This window comes from Hydrogenophaga sp., assembly GCF_050250835.1.
In the GTDB taxonomy this organism is placed as follows: domain Bacteria; phylum Pseudomonadota; class Gammaproteobacteria; order Burkholderiales; family Burkholderiaceae_C; genus Hydrogenophaga.
In genome coordinates this window covers 268388-285196 of the sequence record NZ_JBFWNX010000004.1, presented here as the reverse complement: position 1 = coordinate 285196, position 16809 = coordinate 268388, and the positions used below count along the sequence as shown (strand labels likewise).

15 protein-coding genes are annotated in these 16809 nt (G+C 62.8%); 6 read left to right on the top strand and 9 right to left on the bottom strand.

What is annotated here, in order from left to right; translation table 11 throughout:
* From AB7F11_RS08020 to rpoH, 5 genes are all read left to right on the top strand, one after another.
* A complete protein-coding gene (locus tag AB7F11_RS08020; protein WP_428288134.1) occupies nucleotides 1-531 on the top strand; it encodes a TRAP transporter small permease in 531 nt (176 codons plus the stop codon).
* Nucleotides 531-1817, top strand: a complete 1287-nt coding sequence (locus AB7F11_RS08015) for a TRAP transporter large permease (RefSeq protein ID WP_428288133.1) — start codon at nucleotides 531-533, stop codon at nucleotides 1815-1817. The genes AB7F11_RS08020 and AB7F11_RS08015 overlap by 1 nt, the downstream gene beginning before the upstream one ends.
* A gap of 27 nt (nucleotides 1818-1844) precedes the next feature.
* Nucleotides 1845-2813 carry a Bug family tripartite tricarboxylate transporter substrate binding protein gene (locus tag AB7F11_RS08010; RefSeq protein ID WP_428288132.1) on the top strand — a complete coding sequence of 323 codons (969 nt, stop codon included), beginning with the start codon at nucleotides 1845-1847 and terminating at the stop codon, nucleotides 2811-2813.
* Nucleotides 2814-2832: 19 nt separating this feature from the next.
* Nucleotides 2833-3912 carry an aldose epimerase family protein gene (locus tag AB7F11_RS08005; protein WP_428288131.1) on the top strand — a complete coding sequence of 360 codons (1080 nt, stop codon included), beginning with the start codon at nucleotides 2833-2835 and terminating at the stop codon, nucleotides 3910-3912.
* Between the two features lie 102 nt (nucleotides 3913-4014).
* Complete coding sequence (gene rpoH, locus AB7F11_RS08000) at nucleotides 4015-4962, top strand: RNA polymerase sigma factor RpoH (RefSeq protein WP_428288130.1); 948 nt, start codon at nucleotides 4015-4017, stop codon at nucleotides 4960-4962.
* A gap of 64 nt (nucleotides 4963-5026) precedes the next feature.
* On the opposite strand, the gene lysS is transcribed toward rpoH, so the two are convergent.
* The 9 genes from lysS to AB7F11_RS07955 form a co-directional block, all read right to left on the bottom strand.
* Nucleotides 5027-6580, bottom strand: coding sequence for a lysine--tRNA ligase (gene lysS / locus AB7F11_RS07995; protein ID WP_428288129.1), 1554 nt, complete (start codon nucleotides 6578-6580; stop codon nucleotides 5027-5029).
* Nucleotides 6581-6729: 149 nt separating this feature from the next.
* Complete coding sequence (locus AB7F11_RS07990; protein ID WP_428288128.1) at nucleotides 6730-7446, bottom strand: ABC transporter ATP-binding protein; 717 nt, start codon at nucleotides 7444-7446, stop codon at nucleotides 6730-6732.
* A gap of 16 nt (nucleotides 7447-7462) precedes the next feature.
* Complete coding sequence (locus AB7F11_RS07985) at nucleotides 7463-8233, bottom strand: ABC transporter ATP-binding protein (protein ID WP_428288127.1); 771 nt, start codon at nucleotides 8231-8233, stop codon at nucleotides 7463-7465.
* A gap of 14 nt (nucleotides 8234-8247) precedes the next feature.
* Nucleotides 8248-9333 carry a branched-chain amino acid ABC transporter permease gene (locus AB7F11_RS07980; RefSeq protein ID WP_428288126.1) on the bottom strand — a complete coding sequence of 362 codons (1086 nt, stop codon included), beginning with the start codon at nucleotides 9331-9333 and terminating at the stop codon, nucleotides 8248-8250.
* Between the two features lie 18 nt (nucleotides 9334-9351).
* Complete coding sequence (locus tag AB7F11_RS07975; protein ID WP_428288125.1) at nucleotides 9352-10281, bottom strand: branched-chain amino acid ABC transporter permease; 930 nt, start codon at nucleotides 10279-10281, stop codon at nucleotides 9352-9354.
* Between the two features lie 228 nt (nucleotides 10282-10509).
* On the bottom strand, nucleotides 10510-11808 hold the full coding sequence (locus AB7F11_RS07970) for a replication-associated recombination protein A (RefSeq protein WP_428288124.1): 1299 nt from the start codon (nucleotides 11806-11808) through the stop codon (nucleotides 10510-10512).
* Between the two features lie 18 nt (nucleotides 11809-11826).
* Nucleotides 11827-12462: an outer membrane lipoprotein chaperone LolA gene (gene lolA / locus AB7F11_RS07965; RefSeq protein WP_428288179.1), complete on the bottom strand. Its 636-nt coding sequence runs from the start codon at nucleotides 12460-12462 to the stop codon at nucleotides 11827-11829.
* A 46-nt stretch (nucleotides 12463-12508) separates the two neighbouring features.
* Nucleotides 12509-14860 carry a DNA translocase FtsK gene (locus AB7F11_RS07960; RefSeq protein ID WP_428299869.1) on the bottom strand — a complete coding sequence of 784 codons (2352 nt, stop codon included), beginning with the start codon at nucleotides 14858-14860 and terminating at the stop codon, nucleotides 12509-12511.
* A gap of 79 nt (nucleotides 14861-14939) precedes the next feature.
* Nucleotides 14940-15614 (bottom strand): Crp/Fnr family transcriptional regulator, encoded by a 675-nt coding sequence (locus AB7F11_RS07955; RefSeq protein ID WP_428299870.1) that lies wholly within the window; start codon nucleotides 15612-15614, stop codon nucleotides 14940-14942.
* 155 nt (nucleotides 15615-15769) lie between these two features.
* Here AB7F11_RS07955 and trxB point away from each other — a divergent pair, with 155 nt between their 5' ends.
* Complete coding sequence (gene trxB / locus AB7F11_RS07950; RefSeq protein WP_428288122.1) at nucleotides 15770-16717, top strand: thioredoxin-disulfide reductase; 948 nt, start codon at nucleotides 15770-15772, stop codon at nucleotides 16715-16717.
* Nucleotides 16718-16809 lie beyond the last annotated feature (92 nt).

Sequence of the window (16809 nt, the reverse complement as noted above, 5' to 3'; positions counted from 1 at the left end):
ATGGCCGAAACGATTCATCGCGCTTTGGACGCGGTCTACCTCGCCTGCATCTGGGTCGCCGGAGCGTGCATCTTCCTGATGTCGCTCTTCATTCCCTGGGGAATTTTTGCGCGCTATGTGCTGGGCACGGGCGCGCAATGGCCAGAACCCATTTCGATTCTGCTCATGGTGATCTTCACGTTCCTGGGCGCTGCGGCGGCCTACCGCGCTGGCGCCCATATCGCCGTGGCCATGCTCACTGAGCGCATGCCGCCCGAGCTTCGGCGCGTGATGGCCTTCGCCGTTAGTGTGCTGATGCTGCTGGTCAGCATGTTCATGGTGTATTACGGCACGTCCCTGTGCATCGGCACGTGGCAGCAATCGATTCCTGCCCTGCCGTGGATGCCAGTGGGCCTCACCTATGTGCCCGTGCCGCTGGGCGGCTTCATCACGCTGCTGTTCGTCCTGGAATTTCTTGCAGCGGGCGACCAGAGCCAGCGCGATGTGGTGCGCTTCGACCTGATGGACGAAGCGAAGGATGGTGCTGCCTGATGGACGCCTTCATTCTGCTCGGCAGCTTCTTCGTGCTGATGCTCATCGGCACTCCGGTGGCCTATGCGCTGGGCATTTCGGCGCTCATCGGTGCGTGGTGGATCGACATTCCGCTCGACGCGGTCATGATTGCCATCAGCAGCGGCGTCAACAAGTTCTCGCTGCTGGCCATTCCCTTCTTCGTGCTGGCGGGTGCCATCATGGCCGAAGGCGGCATGGCACGGCGCCTGGTGGCTTTCGCGAACGTGCTGGTCGGCTTCATTCGCGGCGGCCTTTCACTGGTGAACATACTCGCCTCCACCTTCTTCGGTGCCATTTCCGGATCGTCGATGGCGGACACCGCATCGGTGGGCACGGTCCTCATTCCGGAGATGGTGAAGAAGGGCTATCCGCGCGAGTTCGCCACTGCGGTCACGGTCAGTGGTTCGGTGCAGGCCATCCTGATTCCACCGAGCCACAACGCAGTCATCTATTCGCTCGCGGCGGGCGGCTCGGTGTCCATTGCAGCCCTTTTCCTGGCCGGTGTGTTGCCCGGGCTCCTGCTTGGCCTGACCCTGGCCACGATGTGCCTCGTGATCGCCAGACGCAAGAACTACCCCAAGGGCGATGCGATTCCGATGCGCCAGGCGCTGCGCATCTGCGTCGATGCGCTGTGGGGCCTGATGACGATGGTGATCATCCTCGGCGGCATTCTCTCGGGCGTGTTCACCGCAACCGAGTCCGCCTCGGTGGCCGTTGTGTGGGCCTTTCTCGTGACCATGTTCGTTTACCGTGACTACACGTGGCGCGAGTTGCCCAAGCTGGTACACCGCACCGTGAAGACCCTGGCCATCGTCATGATCCTCATCGCTTTCGCGGCTGGCTTTGGCTACATCATGACCCTGATGCAGATTCCTCTGCAGATCACCACCGCGCTCACCACGCTCTCGGACAACCGCTACGTGATCCTGATGATGATCAACCTGATGCTGCTGGCCCTGGGCACGCTGATGGACATGGCGCCTCTGATCCTCATCCTCACCCCCATCCTGCTGCCCGTCGTCAAGACCATCGGCGTGGACCCGGTCCACTTCGGAATGATCATGATGGTCAACCTGGGCATGGGTCTGATCACACCCCCGGTGGGGGGAGTGCTCTTCGTGGGCAGCGCGGTGGCCAAACTCCCGATCGAATCGGTGGTCAAGGCCCTGCTGCCGTTCTATGTGGCGCTGTTCGGCGTGCTCATGGCAGTCACCTACCTCCCCGCCATCTCACTCTGGCTGCCGCAGACCGTGCTCGCCCGCTAACCCGCCCTCATTTCACTGGAGATCTCCATGTCATTGAATCGCCGACAACTGATCGCAGCTTCTGCGGCCCTCGCCACCGTGGGACGGCCCGCTTACGCACAAAGCTTTCCCAACAAGGCGGTGCGCATCATCGTCCCCTACCCGCCCGGTGGCTCTTCAGACATCATCGCGCGCGCCATCAGCCAACCCCTGTCCGAGGGCCTCGGCGAGTCTGTCATCGTGGAGAACCGTCCGGGTGCCAACGGCAACCTGGGCGCCGACCTGGTGGCCAAGTCAGCGCCCGATGGCCACACCATCCTGCTGTGCGACGTCGGGGCGTTGGCCATCAGCCCCTCGGTCTACACCAAGCTGTCGTTCGATCCGGGCAAGGACCTGCGCGGCGTGACCATGCTGGCCTACTCGCCACACATGCTGGCGGTGCACCCATCCGTCAAGGCGAATTCGCTCAAAGAGCTGGTGGCATTGTCGAAAACGAGCGACCTGAACTTTGCCGTGACCGCCGTGGGCAGCGCGCCCCACGTGGCCGGTGTGGCGGTGGAGCGTGCCACGGGCGCGAAGTGGATCTACGTTCCCTACAAAGGCGGTTCACAGGCCGTGGCCGACACGGTGGCCGGCCAGACCCAGGTGATCATGAACGGCATGCTGGCCACACTGCCTCATGTGCAGAGCGGGCGCCTGAAGGTGCTGGGCATCTCGAAGAAAACGCGCATGCCGCTGGTGGGCAACGTGCCCACGCTGGCCGAGCAGGGCGTGCCCGATTTTGAATCCGGCACCTGGCAGGGCGCGCTGGTGGCCAATGGCACGCCCGCAGCGGTCGTGGCGCGCCTCCATGCTGAATTGATCAAGGCCATCCGCAACCCCGATGTCCGGGCACGCCTGACCGGCCAGGGAGCAGAAGTCGTCACCATGCAGTCGACTGAACAGGACCGGTTCTTCGAGCGAGAGCGCAAGCGGTGGGCAGAGGTTGTCGCACAGGCCAACATCAAGCTCGATTGATGGATCCACCATCGGGCGTATGAATCCACAGCCCTGCGCCCCATTGCTTGATCCGTTCCGCTTTGCGGGTGAGGTGGACGGCCGACCCACCGCTCTCTTCTTCCTGCGCAATGCCCGCGGCGCGGTGGTAGCCATCACCAATCTCGGCGCGAAGGTGCTGCAGATCGTCGTGCCGGACCGCAGCGGTGCTCTGGACGACGTGGCACTCGGCTATGACAGCCTGGAAGGCGTGAGGACTGGCTCGCGTTCGATGGGGGCCTTCGTCGGGCGCTACGCCGGACGCATCGGCAATGCACGTTTCACGCTGCATGGACACGAGCATCGCCTGACACCCAATGCGGGGGAACACTGCATTCACGGCGGCCCCCGCGGTTCGCGTCATCGCGTCTTCGACGCCAGGCAGCCCGACGCCCAGACCCTGCAGCTGCACCATCGCTTCCTGACCAGCGAAGATGATTTTCCCGGTACGCTGGACCTGCAACTCACCTACCGCCTCGACGATGACAACGCCCTGGCGATCGAGCACCTGGCCACCATGCGAGAAGGGGCCAGCCCTGCCAGTTTCACCAGCCACATCTATTTCAATCTAGAAGGAGTGGGCCAAGGCAAGCACATCGACAACCACGTGCTGGAGGTACCTGGCGCGAAGTCGGTTCTGGCCACCACCGAGGACGGCATCGCCACTGGTGAACAGGTGTCGCTGGCCGGCCACGTTCACGACCTGCGTTCACCGAAAGTTCTGGGCAAACTGCCCGACATCGACCTGAGCTACCCGCTGGAGCCCAACCCCTCGGACGCCACGCGCCTGTGCGCAAAGCTGCACAGCCCGGCCAGCGGGCGAACGCTCGAGGTCTGGACGAGTGAACCGTTGCTTCAGGTCTACACCGCTGGCCAGCTCGGCACCGCAGAGAAGCCCGACCTGGGCAAGCGTGGCGTGCAACACCGCCCGCGCGCAGCGATTTGCCTGGAACCCCAGCATTTCCCCAATGCGCCCAACTGCCCGGCACTGCCACAGAACCTGGTCTCTTCCGGGCGTCCGTACCGGGGTACCACCATTTACCGTTTCAGCATACATCAGAAAGAAGTTGGCATTCACTGACATACCCCCGCAATTCGACGCCCAGGGACAAGGAACTTCGCGCTTAGCACTCGCTCATAGAGAGTGCTAATATTCCTGGATGAACACCTGAGGAGGGTTCCTATGTCTCACTCTCTCGCCCCCGTCGCATCCGCCACCACCGGCTCGCTGGCCGTGGCCAATCCCTGGGCGCTGGTGCCGCCACTGGGCAACCTGGACGCCTACATCTCTGCGGTGAACCGCCTGCCATTGCTGACTCTTGAGCAGGAGCAACAGGCTGCGCGCAGCCTGCGCGACAACAACGACCTGGAAGCCGCCAGCCAGCTGGTGATGTCCCACCTTCGCCTGGTCGTCTCCATTTCCCGCCAGTACCTGGGCTACGGGCTGCCGCACGGCGACCTGATCCAGGAAGGCAACGTGGGCCTGATGAAGGCGGTGAAGCGCTTTGACCCTGACCAAGGCGTGCGGCTGGTGAGCTACGCCATGCACTGGATCAAGGCCGAGATTCACGAATATGTGTTGAAAAACTGGCGCATGGTCAAGCTGGCCACCACCAAGGCGCAGCGCAAGCTGTTCTTCAACCTGCGTTCGCGCAAGCAGGGCTTCAGGGCCGATGCCCTTGATGGCGATACCCACCGGGACGTGCTGTCCGATGGCGAAGTGGGCGTGATGGCCCGTGAACTCAACGTCAAGCCCGAGGAAGTTCGGGAAATGGAAACCCGTCTTTCGGGTGGCGACGTGGTGCTCGACCCGGCCCCGGGTGACGACGGCGAGGACAGCTTCGGCCCCATCGCCTACCTGGCCGACGCCACGCATGAACCCACCGCCGTGCTCGAATCGGCCCAGCGCGACGTGCTGGCCACCGAAGGGGTTGCCATGGCCATGAGCGAACTCGACGAACGCTCGCGCCGCATCGTCAGCGAGCGCTGGCTCAAGGTGAACGACGACGGCTCCGGCGGCATGACGCTGCACGAACTGGCGGCCGAATACGGCGTGAGTGCCGAGCGCGTGCGCCAGATCGAGGTGGCCGCCATGAAAAAAATGCGCAAGGCGCTCGCAGCTTACGCCTGAGCGCTGGCAGCGGGGGAAGAAGAAGCCGCCCGAGGGCGGCTTCTTTCATGGGTGATAAACCGATTCAGTTCTCTCGACGCAGCGCGGGGAACAGGATCACGTCTCGAATGCTGGGACTGTCGGTCAGCAACATCATCAGTCGGTCGATGCCGATGCCACAGCCGCCGGCTGGCGGCATCCCGTATTCGAGCGCACGGATGTAGTCAGCGTCATAGAACATGGCCTCCTCATCACCGCCATCCTTGGCTGAAGCCTGGGCCTGGAAGCGTGCCGCCTGGTCTTCCGCGTCGTTGAGCTCGGAGAATGCGTTGCCAAACTCTCGGCCTGTGATATAGAGCTCGAAGCGTTCGGTGACCTCGGGGTGCGCGTCGTTGGCTCGCGCCAGCGGCGAGATTTCGGTCGGATGGTCCATGATGAAAGTCGGGTTCCACAGCTTGTCCTCGACCTTCTCCTCGAAGTAGAGCACCTGCAGGCTGGCCAGACTGCGCCCGGAAAGCTGGTGTTTTTCCTCGCTCAGCCCCAGCTTCTTCAACTGAGTGGAGAGCCAAGTCGCATCGTCCACCTGGTCGCCTGCATCGGTGTACTTCACGATGGCTTCACGGATCGTCAACCGCTCGAAGGGCGAGATCACGTCAACCGGCCGGCCCTGGTAGGTCAGTGGGTCGTCGCCCCGCACCTGGCGCACGACATGGCGGATGAGATGCTCGTTGAAGTCCATCAGGTCCTGGTAGTTCCAGTAGGCCGCGTAGAACTCCATCATGGTGAACTCGGGGTTGTGGCGAACGCTGATGCCTTCGTTGCGGAAATTGCGATTGATCTCGAAAACCCTGTCGAAGCCACCCACCAGCAACCGCTTCAGGTACAGCTCGGGCGCAATGCGCAGGAACATCTCCTGGTCGAGCGCGTTGTGGTGCGTCTTGAATGGCTTGGCATTGGCGCCACCCGGAATGGGGTGAAGCATGGGCGTTTCCACTTCCAGGAAACCGTGGTCTACCATGAAGTCTCGGATGCTGGAGAGCGCCTGACTGCGCGCCACGAAGCGTTTGCGCGCAGCTTCGTCGGTCATCAGGTCCACGTACCGTTGGCGGTACTTGATTTCCTGGTCGGCGATACCGTGGAACTTGTCGGGCAAGGGACGCAGGCTCTTGGTAATGAGGCGGATGCGCTCGGCCTGGATGGTGAGCTCGCCGGTGCGCGTGCGCATGAGCACGCCTTCGACTGCGATGATGTCGCCCAGGTCCCAGTGCTTGAAAGCGGCGTGCTGCGCCTCACCCACGCCATCGTTGTTCACGTAGATCTGGATGCGCCCGCCCGAAGGGCCGAAAGAGGCGTCCTGCAATGTGGCAAAACTGGCCTTGCCCATCACACGCTTGAGCATCATCCGGCCCGCCACGCTGACGCGCACCGGCGCCGCCTCGAGCGCCTCTTTGGTCGAGTCGCCGTATTTCTCCACCAGATCCGCCGCCTTGTTCGCCGGCTTGAAGTCGTTGGGGAAGGCCACACCCTGCCCCTGCTTCTGAGCCTCACGCAGGGCTTTGAGCTTCTCGCGACGCTCGGCGATCAGCTGGTTGTCGTCGTGCGCAGGTGCGCCGGATTCGGTGGTGTGGGCTTGGGTCATGAATGAAAAGAGGGTTGAGCACTGATGTGCGCAACCCTCGATTGTAGTTTTGAGCCGAAACGTCTCTGGAGGCGATCCCGCCAGGCCTCCCCAATTCGCACGACCCCACTGGGGGCCGCGACTCACGCAGCGGCGGAATCTGGTGTAGCTTACTCGCCCAGGTAGGCGGCGCGCACCTTCGGATCATCCAGCATGTCGCGGCCGTTGCCGGTCATGATGATCTCCCCGGAGTCCATCACATAGCCACGGTCGGCGATCTGCAGGGCCCGGCGAGCGTTTTGCTCGACCAGCAAAATCGTCACCCCTTGTGCGGACACGTCGCGAACCACCTCGAAGATCTTGTCGACCATGATGGGCGACAGCCCCATGGACGGCTCATCAAGCAACAGCACCTTGGGCTGGCTCATGAGCGCACGCGCCATGGCCAGCATCTGCTGCTCGCCACCGCTCATGGTGCCCGCCAGTTGGTCTTTGCGCTCTCGCAAGCGGGGAAAAATGCCGAACATACGCTCGATGTCTTGCGCGATGCCTGCCTTGTCCTTGCGGATGTAGGCGCCCATCTGCAGGTTCTCGGTGATGCTCATGCGCGTGAACACGCCGCGGCCTTCGGGCACCATGGCCAGTCCCTGCTTGACCAGGTCCCAGGCGCCTTTGCCCTTGATGCTCTGCCCCAGGTATTCGATGTCGCCGGCTTCATAAGCCAGCGACCCCGTAACCGCCTTCATGGTGGTGGTCTTGCCAGCACCGTTCGAGCCGATGAGGGAGATCAGCTCGCCTTCGCGCACTTCCAGGTCGACGCCCTTGACGGCCTTGATGCCGCCGTAGGACACCTTGAGGCCGCTGATTTTGAGGAGTGTGTTTGCCATTTGCATGAATCCTTGATCAGTGCCCACCCGTGCCGAGGTAGGCCTCGATCACTTTGGGGTCCCTCTGCACGTCCGCCGGAGATCCGGAAGCCAGCTGCTTGCCGTAGTCGAGCACGGTGACGCGGTCGCATAGGCCCATCACCAGCTTCACATCGTGTTCAATCAGCAGGATGGTGCGATCATCCTTGCGGATGCGGTCGATGAGTTCACGCAGTTGCACCTTTTCGGTGGCGTTCATGCCCGCTGCGGGTTCATCGAGTGCAATGAGTTGCGGATCGGTTGCCAGGGCACGTGCGATCTCCAGGCGACGCTGGTCGCCGTAGCTCAGCGTGCGTGACTTGTAGTCGGCAAACTTCTCGATGCCGACATAGGCCAGCAGTTCACGTGCACGGGCGGTGATGGCCGCCTCTTCGCGCTTGAAGCCCGGAGTGCGCAGGACTGCGCCGATCAGGCCCGAATGGGTGCGCACGTGGCGACCCACCATCACGTTTTCCAATGCCGTCATCTCGGCGAACAGGCGGATGTTCTGGAAGGTGCGTGCAATGCCAGCTTTGGCCACTTCATGCACCGCAGTGGGCGTGTAAGGCTTGCCCGCGAGTTCGAAAGAGCCGCTGTCGGGTGTGTACAGGCCGGTGAGCACGTTGAAGAACGTGGTTTTGCCGGCGCCATTGGGACCAATCAGGCCGTAGACCTGCCCGCGCCTGATTTCGATACCCACGTCGCTCAGGGCCTGCAGGCCGCCAAAGCGCTTGGAAACGTTCGCTACCTTGAGAATGGTGTCGCTCATATTTTCTTCTCCGCTCACTTGCTCAAGGACTTGCCGTGCTCGGGCGCTGGCCACAAGCCTTTGGGACGAATGAGCATGACCACCACCATGGCCAGCGCGATCAGCAGCTGGCGCAGGATCTCGGGCGCCAGACGCCCATCGGTCATGGCCGTCAGCGGGTGCGCCACGTGGCGCAGCAGTTCAGGCAAGCCGGCCAGCAGCAAGGCACCCAGAATCACCCCGGGTATGTGGCCGATGCCACCAAGCACCACCATGGCCACCACCATCACCGACTCCATCAGAGAGAAGGATTCGGGCGACACAAAGCGCTGGAACGACGCGAACAGCACGCCGGAGACGCCGCCAAAGGAAGCGCCCATGCCAAAAGCCAGGAGCTTGAGGTTGCGCGTGTTCAGGCCCATGGCCTTGGCCGCGATCTCGTCTTCGCGAATGGCCATCCAGGCGCGGCCAATGCGCGAATCCTGCAGGCGGTACGAAATGATCACGGACAGCACCACGAAGAACAGGAACAGGTAGTAGTACAGCGTGACGGGCTGGAAGGTGAAATCGCCGATGGTGAGGCGTTTGCCCAGGTCGAGGCCGAACACGGAGATGGTGTCGATCTGGCTGATGCCCTTGGGACCGTTGGTGATGTTCACCGGGCGATCCATGTTGAGCAGGAAGATGCGGATGATCTCGCCAAAGCCCAGGGTGATGATGGCCAGGTAGTCGCCACGCAGCTTGAGTGTGGGCGCGCCGAGGATCATGCCCACCACGCCTGCAATGATCGCCGCCAGGAGCATCACCCACCAGATGCTGTAGTGAAGTCCGTCCGGAAACATGGCCTGGATCGCAGGGAAGGTGTTGGCCAGGTGGGGTGAGCCCAGCAAGGCAAAGACGTAGGCCCCCACGGCAAAGAATGCGATGTAGCCCAGATCGAGCAGGCCCGCGTAGCCCACAACGATGTTCAGGCCAAGGGCCAGCAGCACGTAGAGCAGCGCGATGTCGAGGATGCGAACCCAGGAGTTGCTTCCCGTGGACTGCAGGATGATGGGCAGCAGCAGCAAGGCCGCCGCTGCGATGAGAAAGACAATGAATTTGCCGGTTTTTGTGTTCAGCATGGTGCTTCTCCCAGGCGGTCAGGCGCGATCTGCCACGCGTTCGCCCAGCAGGCCCGAGGGGCGCAGGGTCAGCACGATGGCCAGCACGATGAATGCGAAGATGTCGGTGTACTGGCTGCCCAGCACACCGCCGGTGAGCTTGCCCAGGTAACCCGCGCCCAGCGATTCGATCAACCCGAGGGCAATGCCCCCCACCACGGCCCCGGCGAGGTTGCCGATGCCACCCATGACTGCCGCCACGAAGGCCTTGAGGCCGGGCATGAAGCCCATGGCGTGCTGCACCGTTCCGTAGTTCGAGGCCCACATCACGCCGGCAATGGCCGCCAGCATGGCGCCGATGATGAAGGTGGCTGAGATGACCACATCGGGCTTGATGCCCATGAGCGCGGCCACCCGGGGGTTTTCTGCCGTGGCCCGCATGGCGCGGCCCAGGTTGGTGCGATTGACCAGCCACATGAGCACAGCCAGCGTGATGGCCGTGGTGGCGAGGATGACGACCTGCGTGACCGACACCACCGCACCCGCAAATTCGATTGGCTCACGCGAGAGCATCGACGGATAGGATTTGGGGTTCGGCGCCCAGATGATCATGGCGAAGGTCTGCAGCAGCAGCGACATGCCGATCGCAGTGATCAGGGGCGCCAGTCGATTGGAGTTGCGCAGAGGACGGTAGGCGAGTTTCTCGATCGAGAAATTCAGGATGGCGCACACCACCATGGCGATGACGGTGGCGAAAAGAAGGACCAGCCAAGTCGGCATGCCGGTGGAGGCGTCCATCATCCAGCCGATGACGGTCCAACTGGTGAGGGCCCCCACCATCAGCACGTCGCCGTGCGCAAAGTTGATGAGGCCGATGATGCCGTAGACCATGGTGTAACCCAGGGCCACCAGCGCATACATGCTGCCCAGCACCAGACCATTGATGATCTGCTGAAGCAAAACTTCCATGAAGGTTCTCCGTGTTTGTGATTTGCCACCTGCGTTGTGCGCCGCGGCCTGCTTCAACCTAGCAAAAAACCCGCCAGACCTGACCTTGGAACAGGACAGACTGCGGGTTGGTGGGCGGATTGTAGCTAGGCGTTTTCGGCCCCCCATGCGTGTAAGCCCTAAGCAAGTCCGGGTTTACCCTGAAATTAACCAAGGCACGCTTACAGCATCAGAGGGTTAGGCGCTGCATTAGCTATTTTGATCGTTGTAGCCCTTGAGCTCACGCAACTTATCACCAATGCGCAGTTCCAGGCCACGATCTACCGGCTGGTAGAAACCAGGCTCGGCCATGCCTTCGGGCAGATAACGCTCTCCTGCGGCGAACCCACCCGCTTCGTCGTGCGCGTAACGGTACCCTTTCCCGTAGTCCAGGGACTTCATGAGCTGCGTGGGGGCATTGCGCAGGTGCATGGGCACGGGGCGCGTGCCATCTTTTTTCACGAAAGCCTTCGCAGCATTGAATGCTTTGTAGACCGCGTTGGATTTGGGCGCCACGGCCAGATAGACCACACATTCGGCCAGTGCGAGCTCGCCTTCCGGGCTGCCCAGCCGCTCGTAGACCTCGGCCGCATCGAGCGCCAGGCGCAATGCCCGAGGGTCGGCCAGGCCGATGTCCTCGCTGGCCATGCGGATGAGGCGTCGCGCCAGGTAGCGCGGGTCCGCGCCTCCGTCGAGCATGCGCACGAGCCAATACAGCGCGGCATCCGGATCCGAACCGCGCACACTTTTGTGCAGGGCGCTGATGGTGTCGTAGAACTGCTCGCCACCCTTGTCGTAGCGGCGCATGCGCTCACCCAACACCTTGAGCAACCACTCGTCGGTCACCTCCACCAGCTTTTCCTTCTTTGCCGCCACCGCAAGCGTCTCCAGCGTGTTGAGCAGGCGGCGCGCGTCGCCGTCGGCATAGGCGATCAACCGGTTGATCGCAGCGGCTTGCACAGGCGGCACGGCGTCGATGTCGCGGGCTTTGTCCACGATTTGGCGCAGGTCGTCTTCGTTCAGGGGCTGAAGTACGTACACCGCCGCGCGCGACAGCAATGCGGAATTGACTTCAAATGAGGGGTTTTCGGTCGTGGCCCCGATGAAGGTGAACAAGCCGCTCTCCACGTGGGGGAGGAACGCGTCTTGCTGACTCTTGTTGAATCGGTGCACTTCGTCCACGAACAAAATGGTCCGCTGCGCGGCCAGGCCGGTTCGCGCCGCCTCGGCGCGTTCCACCGCTTCACGGATGTCCTTGACGCCACCGAGCACCGCGCTGATGGTGATGAACTGCGCATCAAATGCATCGGCCATCAAACGTGCGATCGTGGTCTTGCCCACGCCGGGTGGCCCCCAGAAGATGCAACTGTGCGGCTGGCCCGACTCGAAGGCCAGGCGCAAGGCCATGCCCTCACCCAGCATGTGCTGCTGGCCGATTACCTCGGCCAGCGTGCGCGGGCGCAGGCGCTCAGCCAGTGGGACATGGGCGCCGGCAGCATGCACGGACATGGTGGGGGATCGGCCGGCTCAGGGCCGGATCACGGAAGCACCAGGGGGCGGCTGGAACTTGAAGTCGCCAACCCTCAAGGTGGCGTTGTCGCGCCATTCACTGAAGGTGAGCACCGAGCGCTGTCCCAGGCTGTCCTCGATGTCGAGCATCGAGAGCCTGCCTTGCCGGAAACCGACGCGAACCATTTGCAACTGCCCGTTGTGGTCCCTGGGGCGCGCTTCCAGCCATTCGAGGCCTTCACGGGCCGGCGCGGCCTTGAGATCAAACGCTTCCGACAAGCCCTTCATGTCCGCGCCCGATGCGATCAGCGCAGCTGGCGTGCTGCCCAAGGCCGCTTTCTGCGAACGGGAGGTGACCTGATTCAGGTCCACGTCGTACAGCCACAGGGTCTGGCCGTCGGCCACGATGGTCTGCTCGAACGGCTTGGTGTACTCGAACCGGAAAAGGTTGGGACGCAGAAATTCAAAGCGGCCACTGGAGGTCTTGCTTCGCGCGGTGGCTTCGTTGCTGCGCTTGGGCGACGTCACCACCTGCGTGAAGCTGGCCTGACCGCTGTTCACCTCGCGCAGGAATTTTTCGAGTTCCTGCATTCCATCGGCCTGCGCGGCCAGACTGCACCCAGCCAGCACACTGGCAAGAAGAAGTTGTTTCATCATGAAGTGTCGGACCCCTTCTGACCCAAATGGTTGCAAGCCAGGTTCAATCGCCGCGAGACGGCATCAGGATGTCGCGCTGACCGCTGGAGGTGAGCGCGCTCACCAGCCCCGCCTTTTCCATGTCTTCGAGCAAGCGCGCGGCACGGTTGTAACCAATCTTGAGCTTTCGTTGCACGTAGGAAATGCTCGCCTTTCGGTCCTTGAGCACGATCTCGACCGCCTGGTCGTACAGCGCGTCCTTTTCGCCGCCGCTCTCGCCCGCGCCTTCGCCAAAGAGATCACCGCCTTCACCGTCACCTGCGCTGCCTTCGAGCACTCCCTCGATGTAGTTGGGCTCGCCGCCCTGCGCCTTCAGATAGGCCACCACGCGGTGCACTTCGTCGTCGCTCACGAATGCGCCGTGCACGCGGATGGGGAAGCCCGTGCCCGATGGCATATAGAGCATGTCGCCCATGCCCAGCAGGCTCTCGGCGCCCATCTGATCGAGAATGGTGCGGCTGTCGATCTTGCTGCTGACCTGGAAGGAAAGCCGGGTCGGGATGTTGGCCTTGATCAAGCCGGTGATCACATCCACGCTGGGTCGCTGCGTAGCCAGGATCAGGTGAATGCCCGCCGCGCGCGCCTTTTGCGCCAGGCGAGCGATGAGCTCCTCGATCTTCTTGCCCACCACCATCATGAGGTCAGCCAGTTCGTCGATCACCACCACGATGTACGGCAGGCGCTCCAGTGGCTCAGGCTGCTCGGGCGTGAGGCTGAAAGGGTTGCCGATGAATTCACCTCGAGCGGCGGCCTCGTCGATCTTGGTGTTGAAGCCAGCCAGGTTGCGCACGCCCAGCTTGCTCATGAGCTTGTAGCGCTTCTCCATCTCGGCCACGCACCAGTTCAGCCCGTTGGCCGCGTGCTTCATGTCCGTGACCACAGGCGCGAGCAGATGCGGAATGCCTTCGTAGACGCTCATCTCCAGCATCTTGGGGTCAATCAGCAAGAGGCGCACGTCGCGTGCATCGGCCTTGTACAACAACGACAGGATCATCGCGTTGATACCGACCGACTTGCCCGAGCCGGTGGTGCCCGCCACCAGGCAGTGCGGCATCTTGGCAAGATCGGCCACGATGGGCTGACCGCCGATGTCCTTGCCAAGCCCCATGGTCAACATGGACCTCGCGTCGTTGTAGACCTGCGAGCCCAGGATCTCGCTGAGCTTGATGGTCTGCCGCTTGGCATTGGGCAGCTCCAGCGCCATGAGGTTCTTGCCAGGGATGGTCTCGATCACACGGATCGACACCAGTGACAGCGAGCGCGCCAGGTCGCGACCGAGATTGACGATCTGCGACCCCTTCACGCCCGTGGCAGGCTCAATCTCGTAGCGGGTGATCACCGGCCCCGGAGCGGCAGCCACCACCCGCACCTCGACGCCAAAGTCCTTGAGCTTCTTCTCGATCAGGCGACTGGTCATCTCCAGCGTCTGGCTGTCCACGCCCGCCTGATGCAGCGGCGCACTGTCCAGCAAGTCCACCTGCGGCAGCTTGCTGTCCGGCATTTCGGCAAACAGCGGCTTCTGGCGCTCCTTGGCCACGCGCTCGCTCTTGGGCACATCCACCAGGGTCGGCTCGATCACCACGGGCGTGGGGTGCAGTTCCTCGATCTCCACGCGTTCGACTTTCACCACCTCTTCGCGCTCGCGTGCCGCTTTTTCGCCAATTCGCTGATCCTCCACCGCCTCGCGCTTTTCACGACGTGCCTCGAACCAGCCGTCCAGTGTGTGCCCCACTACCTCGGCCCAATGGCCCCAGGAAAACCGGAACACGGCGGGCAGGCACGCCAGCAGCAGGGCGAGCATGGCAATGGCCGCTCCATTGAAGCCCAGCCAGCGCGTCGCCAGCGGCCCCAGTGCATGGCCCAGCACGCCACCTGCGTGGTCGGGCAGAAGCGCTTCGAGGCGGTAAAGGCGGCCCCACTCCAGCACCGTGCTCGCCACCAGAAGCATGAGAAGACCCAGCGCATAGAGGCCGCGCCGCGGCCAGGGGCGCTGCCAAGGGCGCAAGCCTTCAAGCTCCTGAGGCGTAGGCCCTTGCGTGCCACGTATCCATCGTGCCAGCGCCGACAGCCAGGCGCGCGCACCCGCCAGGAAACACCACCACACGGAAAAGCCCAGCAGGTAGTAGCTCCCATCGGACAGAAGTGCGCCCAACCGCCCGCCCCAGTTGCCCACCTCGGCCGACGTGCCGGTGGTGCTCCACGCCGGATCGGCCAACGAGTGACTCAACAGCGCCAGAAGCCAGAAGAGCAAGGCAGCGGCCCCCAGCACCAGGACGATTTCCTGGGCAAAACGCGACACGCCCACCGCAGGCGCAGTGCTGCGATCGGCATTGAGGGTGTTGAGTGAATAGGTCATGGGCCTCGCGGAATTTCTGCCGCAAGCTTACCCCATGCAGGGGCCAGGACCAGGCGCCGCGAGGGCGCCGACCAGCGCCTCAGCCCAGCGAGTTGAGACGTTCCTTGATGATGGTGCTGCCGTCCTCGGCCAGCTCTATGAAACCCCTGTCCTCCAGGTCTTTCATGACCCGGCTGACCATCTCGCGCGATGCACCGATCATCTTGGCCACGTCCTGGCGCGAAACGCGGTCCTTGATGACGAGCTGGCCATCCTTGTCCGGCCGCGCGAACTCGAGCAGGGTCCGCGCCACTCGGCCATACACATCCATCAGCGCCAGCGATTCGATCTTGCGGTCGGCGTGGCGCAAGCGTTGCACCAGGCCCTTCATGACGGCGTAGGCCATCGACGTGTTTTCGGGCAGGCAGCGGGCAAATTCGGTGCGGCCCAGGATCAGCACGTCGGTCTGCACCTCGGCCTTCACGGTGGCAGAGTGCGGCTGGTTGTCGATCAGACTCATTTCACCCACATAGTCACCCGGGTTCATGGTGGCAAGGATCACTTCGCGGCCTCGCGTATCGGTGGTCACCACGCGCGCACGCCCCGTGAGCACGATCGCCAGGCAATTGGACTTTTTGCCCTGCTCGACGATGCACTCGCCGCGCTTGAAACGTCGCTTGATGACGGAATCGGCGACCGCCTCGGCCTGCGCCTGCGTCAGCGTGGAGAACAACGGCACTCGGCGGATCAGATCGAGATTGGACAGAAGCGACATGCGTGTATTCCTTGGTTCAGCCAGCGCCTTTGGCGCTCTTTCATACAATGATCTGCACACACTGGGTGCTCCACGGGACTGGTTTTCCACCCCCTCGCGCCCATATACCCTACTACTCTAAACCACTTGGCTCCAATTCCGATGGGGCTCTCCACATGAAACACGCGAAAGTACTCATCCTGGGTTCAGGCCCCGCGGGCTACACAGCCGCCGTCTACGCTGCGCGCGCCAACCTCAACCCCGTGCTCATCACGGGCATCGCGCAGGGCGGCCAGCTCATGACGACCACCGACGTGGACAACTGGCCTGCTGACGCCGAGGGTGTGCAGGGCCCTGATCTGATGCAGCGTTTTCTTGCACATGCCGAGCGCTTCAAGACCGAGATCATTTTTGACCACATCAACGCGGTCGACTTCAGCAAGCGGCCCTTTGTGCTCAAGGGCGACAGCGCCGAGTACACCTGCGACGCGCTCATCATCGCCACCGGCGCATCGGCCAAATACCTGGGCCTTCCGTCAGAAGAGAGCTTCATGGGCAAGGGCGTGTCGGGGTGCGCCACGTGCGACGGTTTCTTCTACCGCGGACAAGAGGTTAGTGTGGTCGGGGGAGGCAACACCGCTGTGGAAGAGGCGCTGTACCTCTCCAACATCGCGAGCAAAGTGACGCTGGTTCACCGCCGCGACACCTTCAAGGCCGAAGCCATTTTGGTGGACAAGCTGATGGACAAGGTAGCTGCCGGCAAGATCGAACTCAAGCTGCACAGCACGCTCGACGAGGTGCTGGGTGATCAGACCGGCGTCACCGGTGTGCGCCTGAAAAGCGTGAAAACCGGTGCAACCGAGGATGTGGCCGTCAAAGGCTGCTTCATCGCCATCGGCCACCAGCCCAACACCGACATCTTCCAGGGCCAGCTCGACATGAAGGACGGTTACATCACGACCCGCTCCGGCCTCCAGGGCATGGCCACGATGACCAGCGTGCCTGGCGTGTTCGCTGCCGGTGACGTGCAGGATCACGTCTACCGCCAGGCCATCACCAGTGCGGGCACCGGCTGCATGGCCGCGCTGGACGCCCAGCGGTTCCTGGAACAAACGCCCGCCTGAACTTGCTTGCTGGCTGCTTTTTGCCGTTTTGGCTATAATTGCGGGCTTTGCTGAGATTGACCGGCTTTCCCGGTTTTGAAGCAGATGAGGGG

Bases quoted from the DNA above. Each gene is read 5' to 3' on its own strand.
- AB7F11_RS08020 (WP_428288134.1), top strand. From the start codon at position 1: ATGGCCGAAACGATTCATCGCGCTTTGGACGCGGTCTACCTCGCCTGC.
- lysS (WP_428288129.1), bottom strand. From the start codon at position 6,580: ATGACCCAAGCCCACACCACCGAATCCGGCGCACCTGCGCACGACGAC.
- AB7F11_RS08010 (WP_428288132.1), top strand. From the start codon at position 1,845: ATGTCATTGAATCGCCGACAACTGATCGCAGCTTCTGCGGCCCTCGCC.
- rpoH (WP_428288130.1), top strand. From the start codon at position 4,015: ATGTCTCACTCTCTCGCCCCCGTCGCATCCGCCACCACCGGCTCGCTG.
- trxB (WP_428288122.1), top strand. From the start codon at position 15,770: ATGAAACACGCGAAAGTACTCATCCTGGGTTCAGGCCCCGCGGGCTAC.
- AB7F11_RS08015 (WP_428288133.1), top strand. From the start codon at position 531: ATGGACGCCTTCATTCTGCTCGGCAGCTTCTTCGTGCTGATGCTCATC.
- AB7F11_RS07980 (WP_428288126.1), bottom strand. From the start codon at position 9,333: ATGCTGAACACAAAAACCGGCAAATTCATTGTCTTTCTCATCGCAGCG.
- lolA (WP_428288179.1), bottom strand. From the start codon at position 12,462: ATGAAACAACTTCTTCTTGCCAGTGTGCTGGCTGGGTGCAGTCTGGCC.
- AB7F11_RS08005 (WP_428288131.1), top strand. From the start codon at position 2,833: ATGAATCCACAGCCCTGCGCCCCATTGCTTGATCCGTTCCGCTTTGCG.
- AB7F11_RS07975 (WP_428288125.1), bottom strand. From the start codon at position 10,281: ATGGAAGTTTTGCTTCAGCAGATCATCAATGGTCTGGTGCTGGGCAGC.
- AB7F11_RS07990 (WP_428288128.1), bottom strand. From the start codon at position 7,446: ATGGCAAACACACTCCTCAAAATCAGCGGCCTCAAGGTGTCCTACGGC.
- AB7F11_RS07985 (WP_428288127.1), bottom strand. From the start codon at position 8,233: ATGAGCGACACCATTCTCAAGGTAGCGAACGTTTCCAAGCGCTTTGGC.
- AB7F11_RS07955 (WP_428299870.1), bottom strand. From the start codon at position 15,614: ATGTCGCTTCTGTCCAATCTCGATCTGATCCGCCGAGTGCCGTTGTTC.
- AB7F11_RS07960 (WP_428299869.1), bottom strand. From the start codon at position 14,860: ATGACCTATTCACTCAACACCCTCAATGCCGATCGCAGCACTGCGCCT.
- AB7F11_RS07970 (WP_428288124.1), bottom strand. From the start codon at position 11,808: ATGTCCGTGCATGCTGCCGGCGCCCATGTCCCACTGGCTGAGCGCCTG.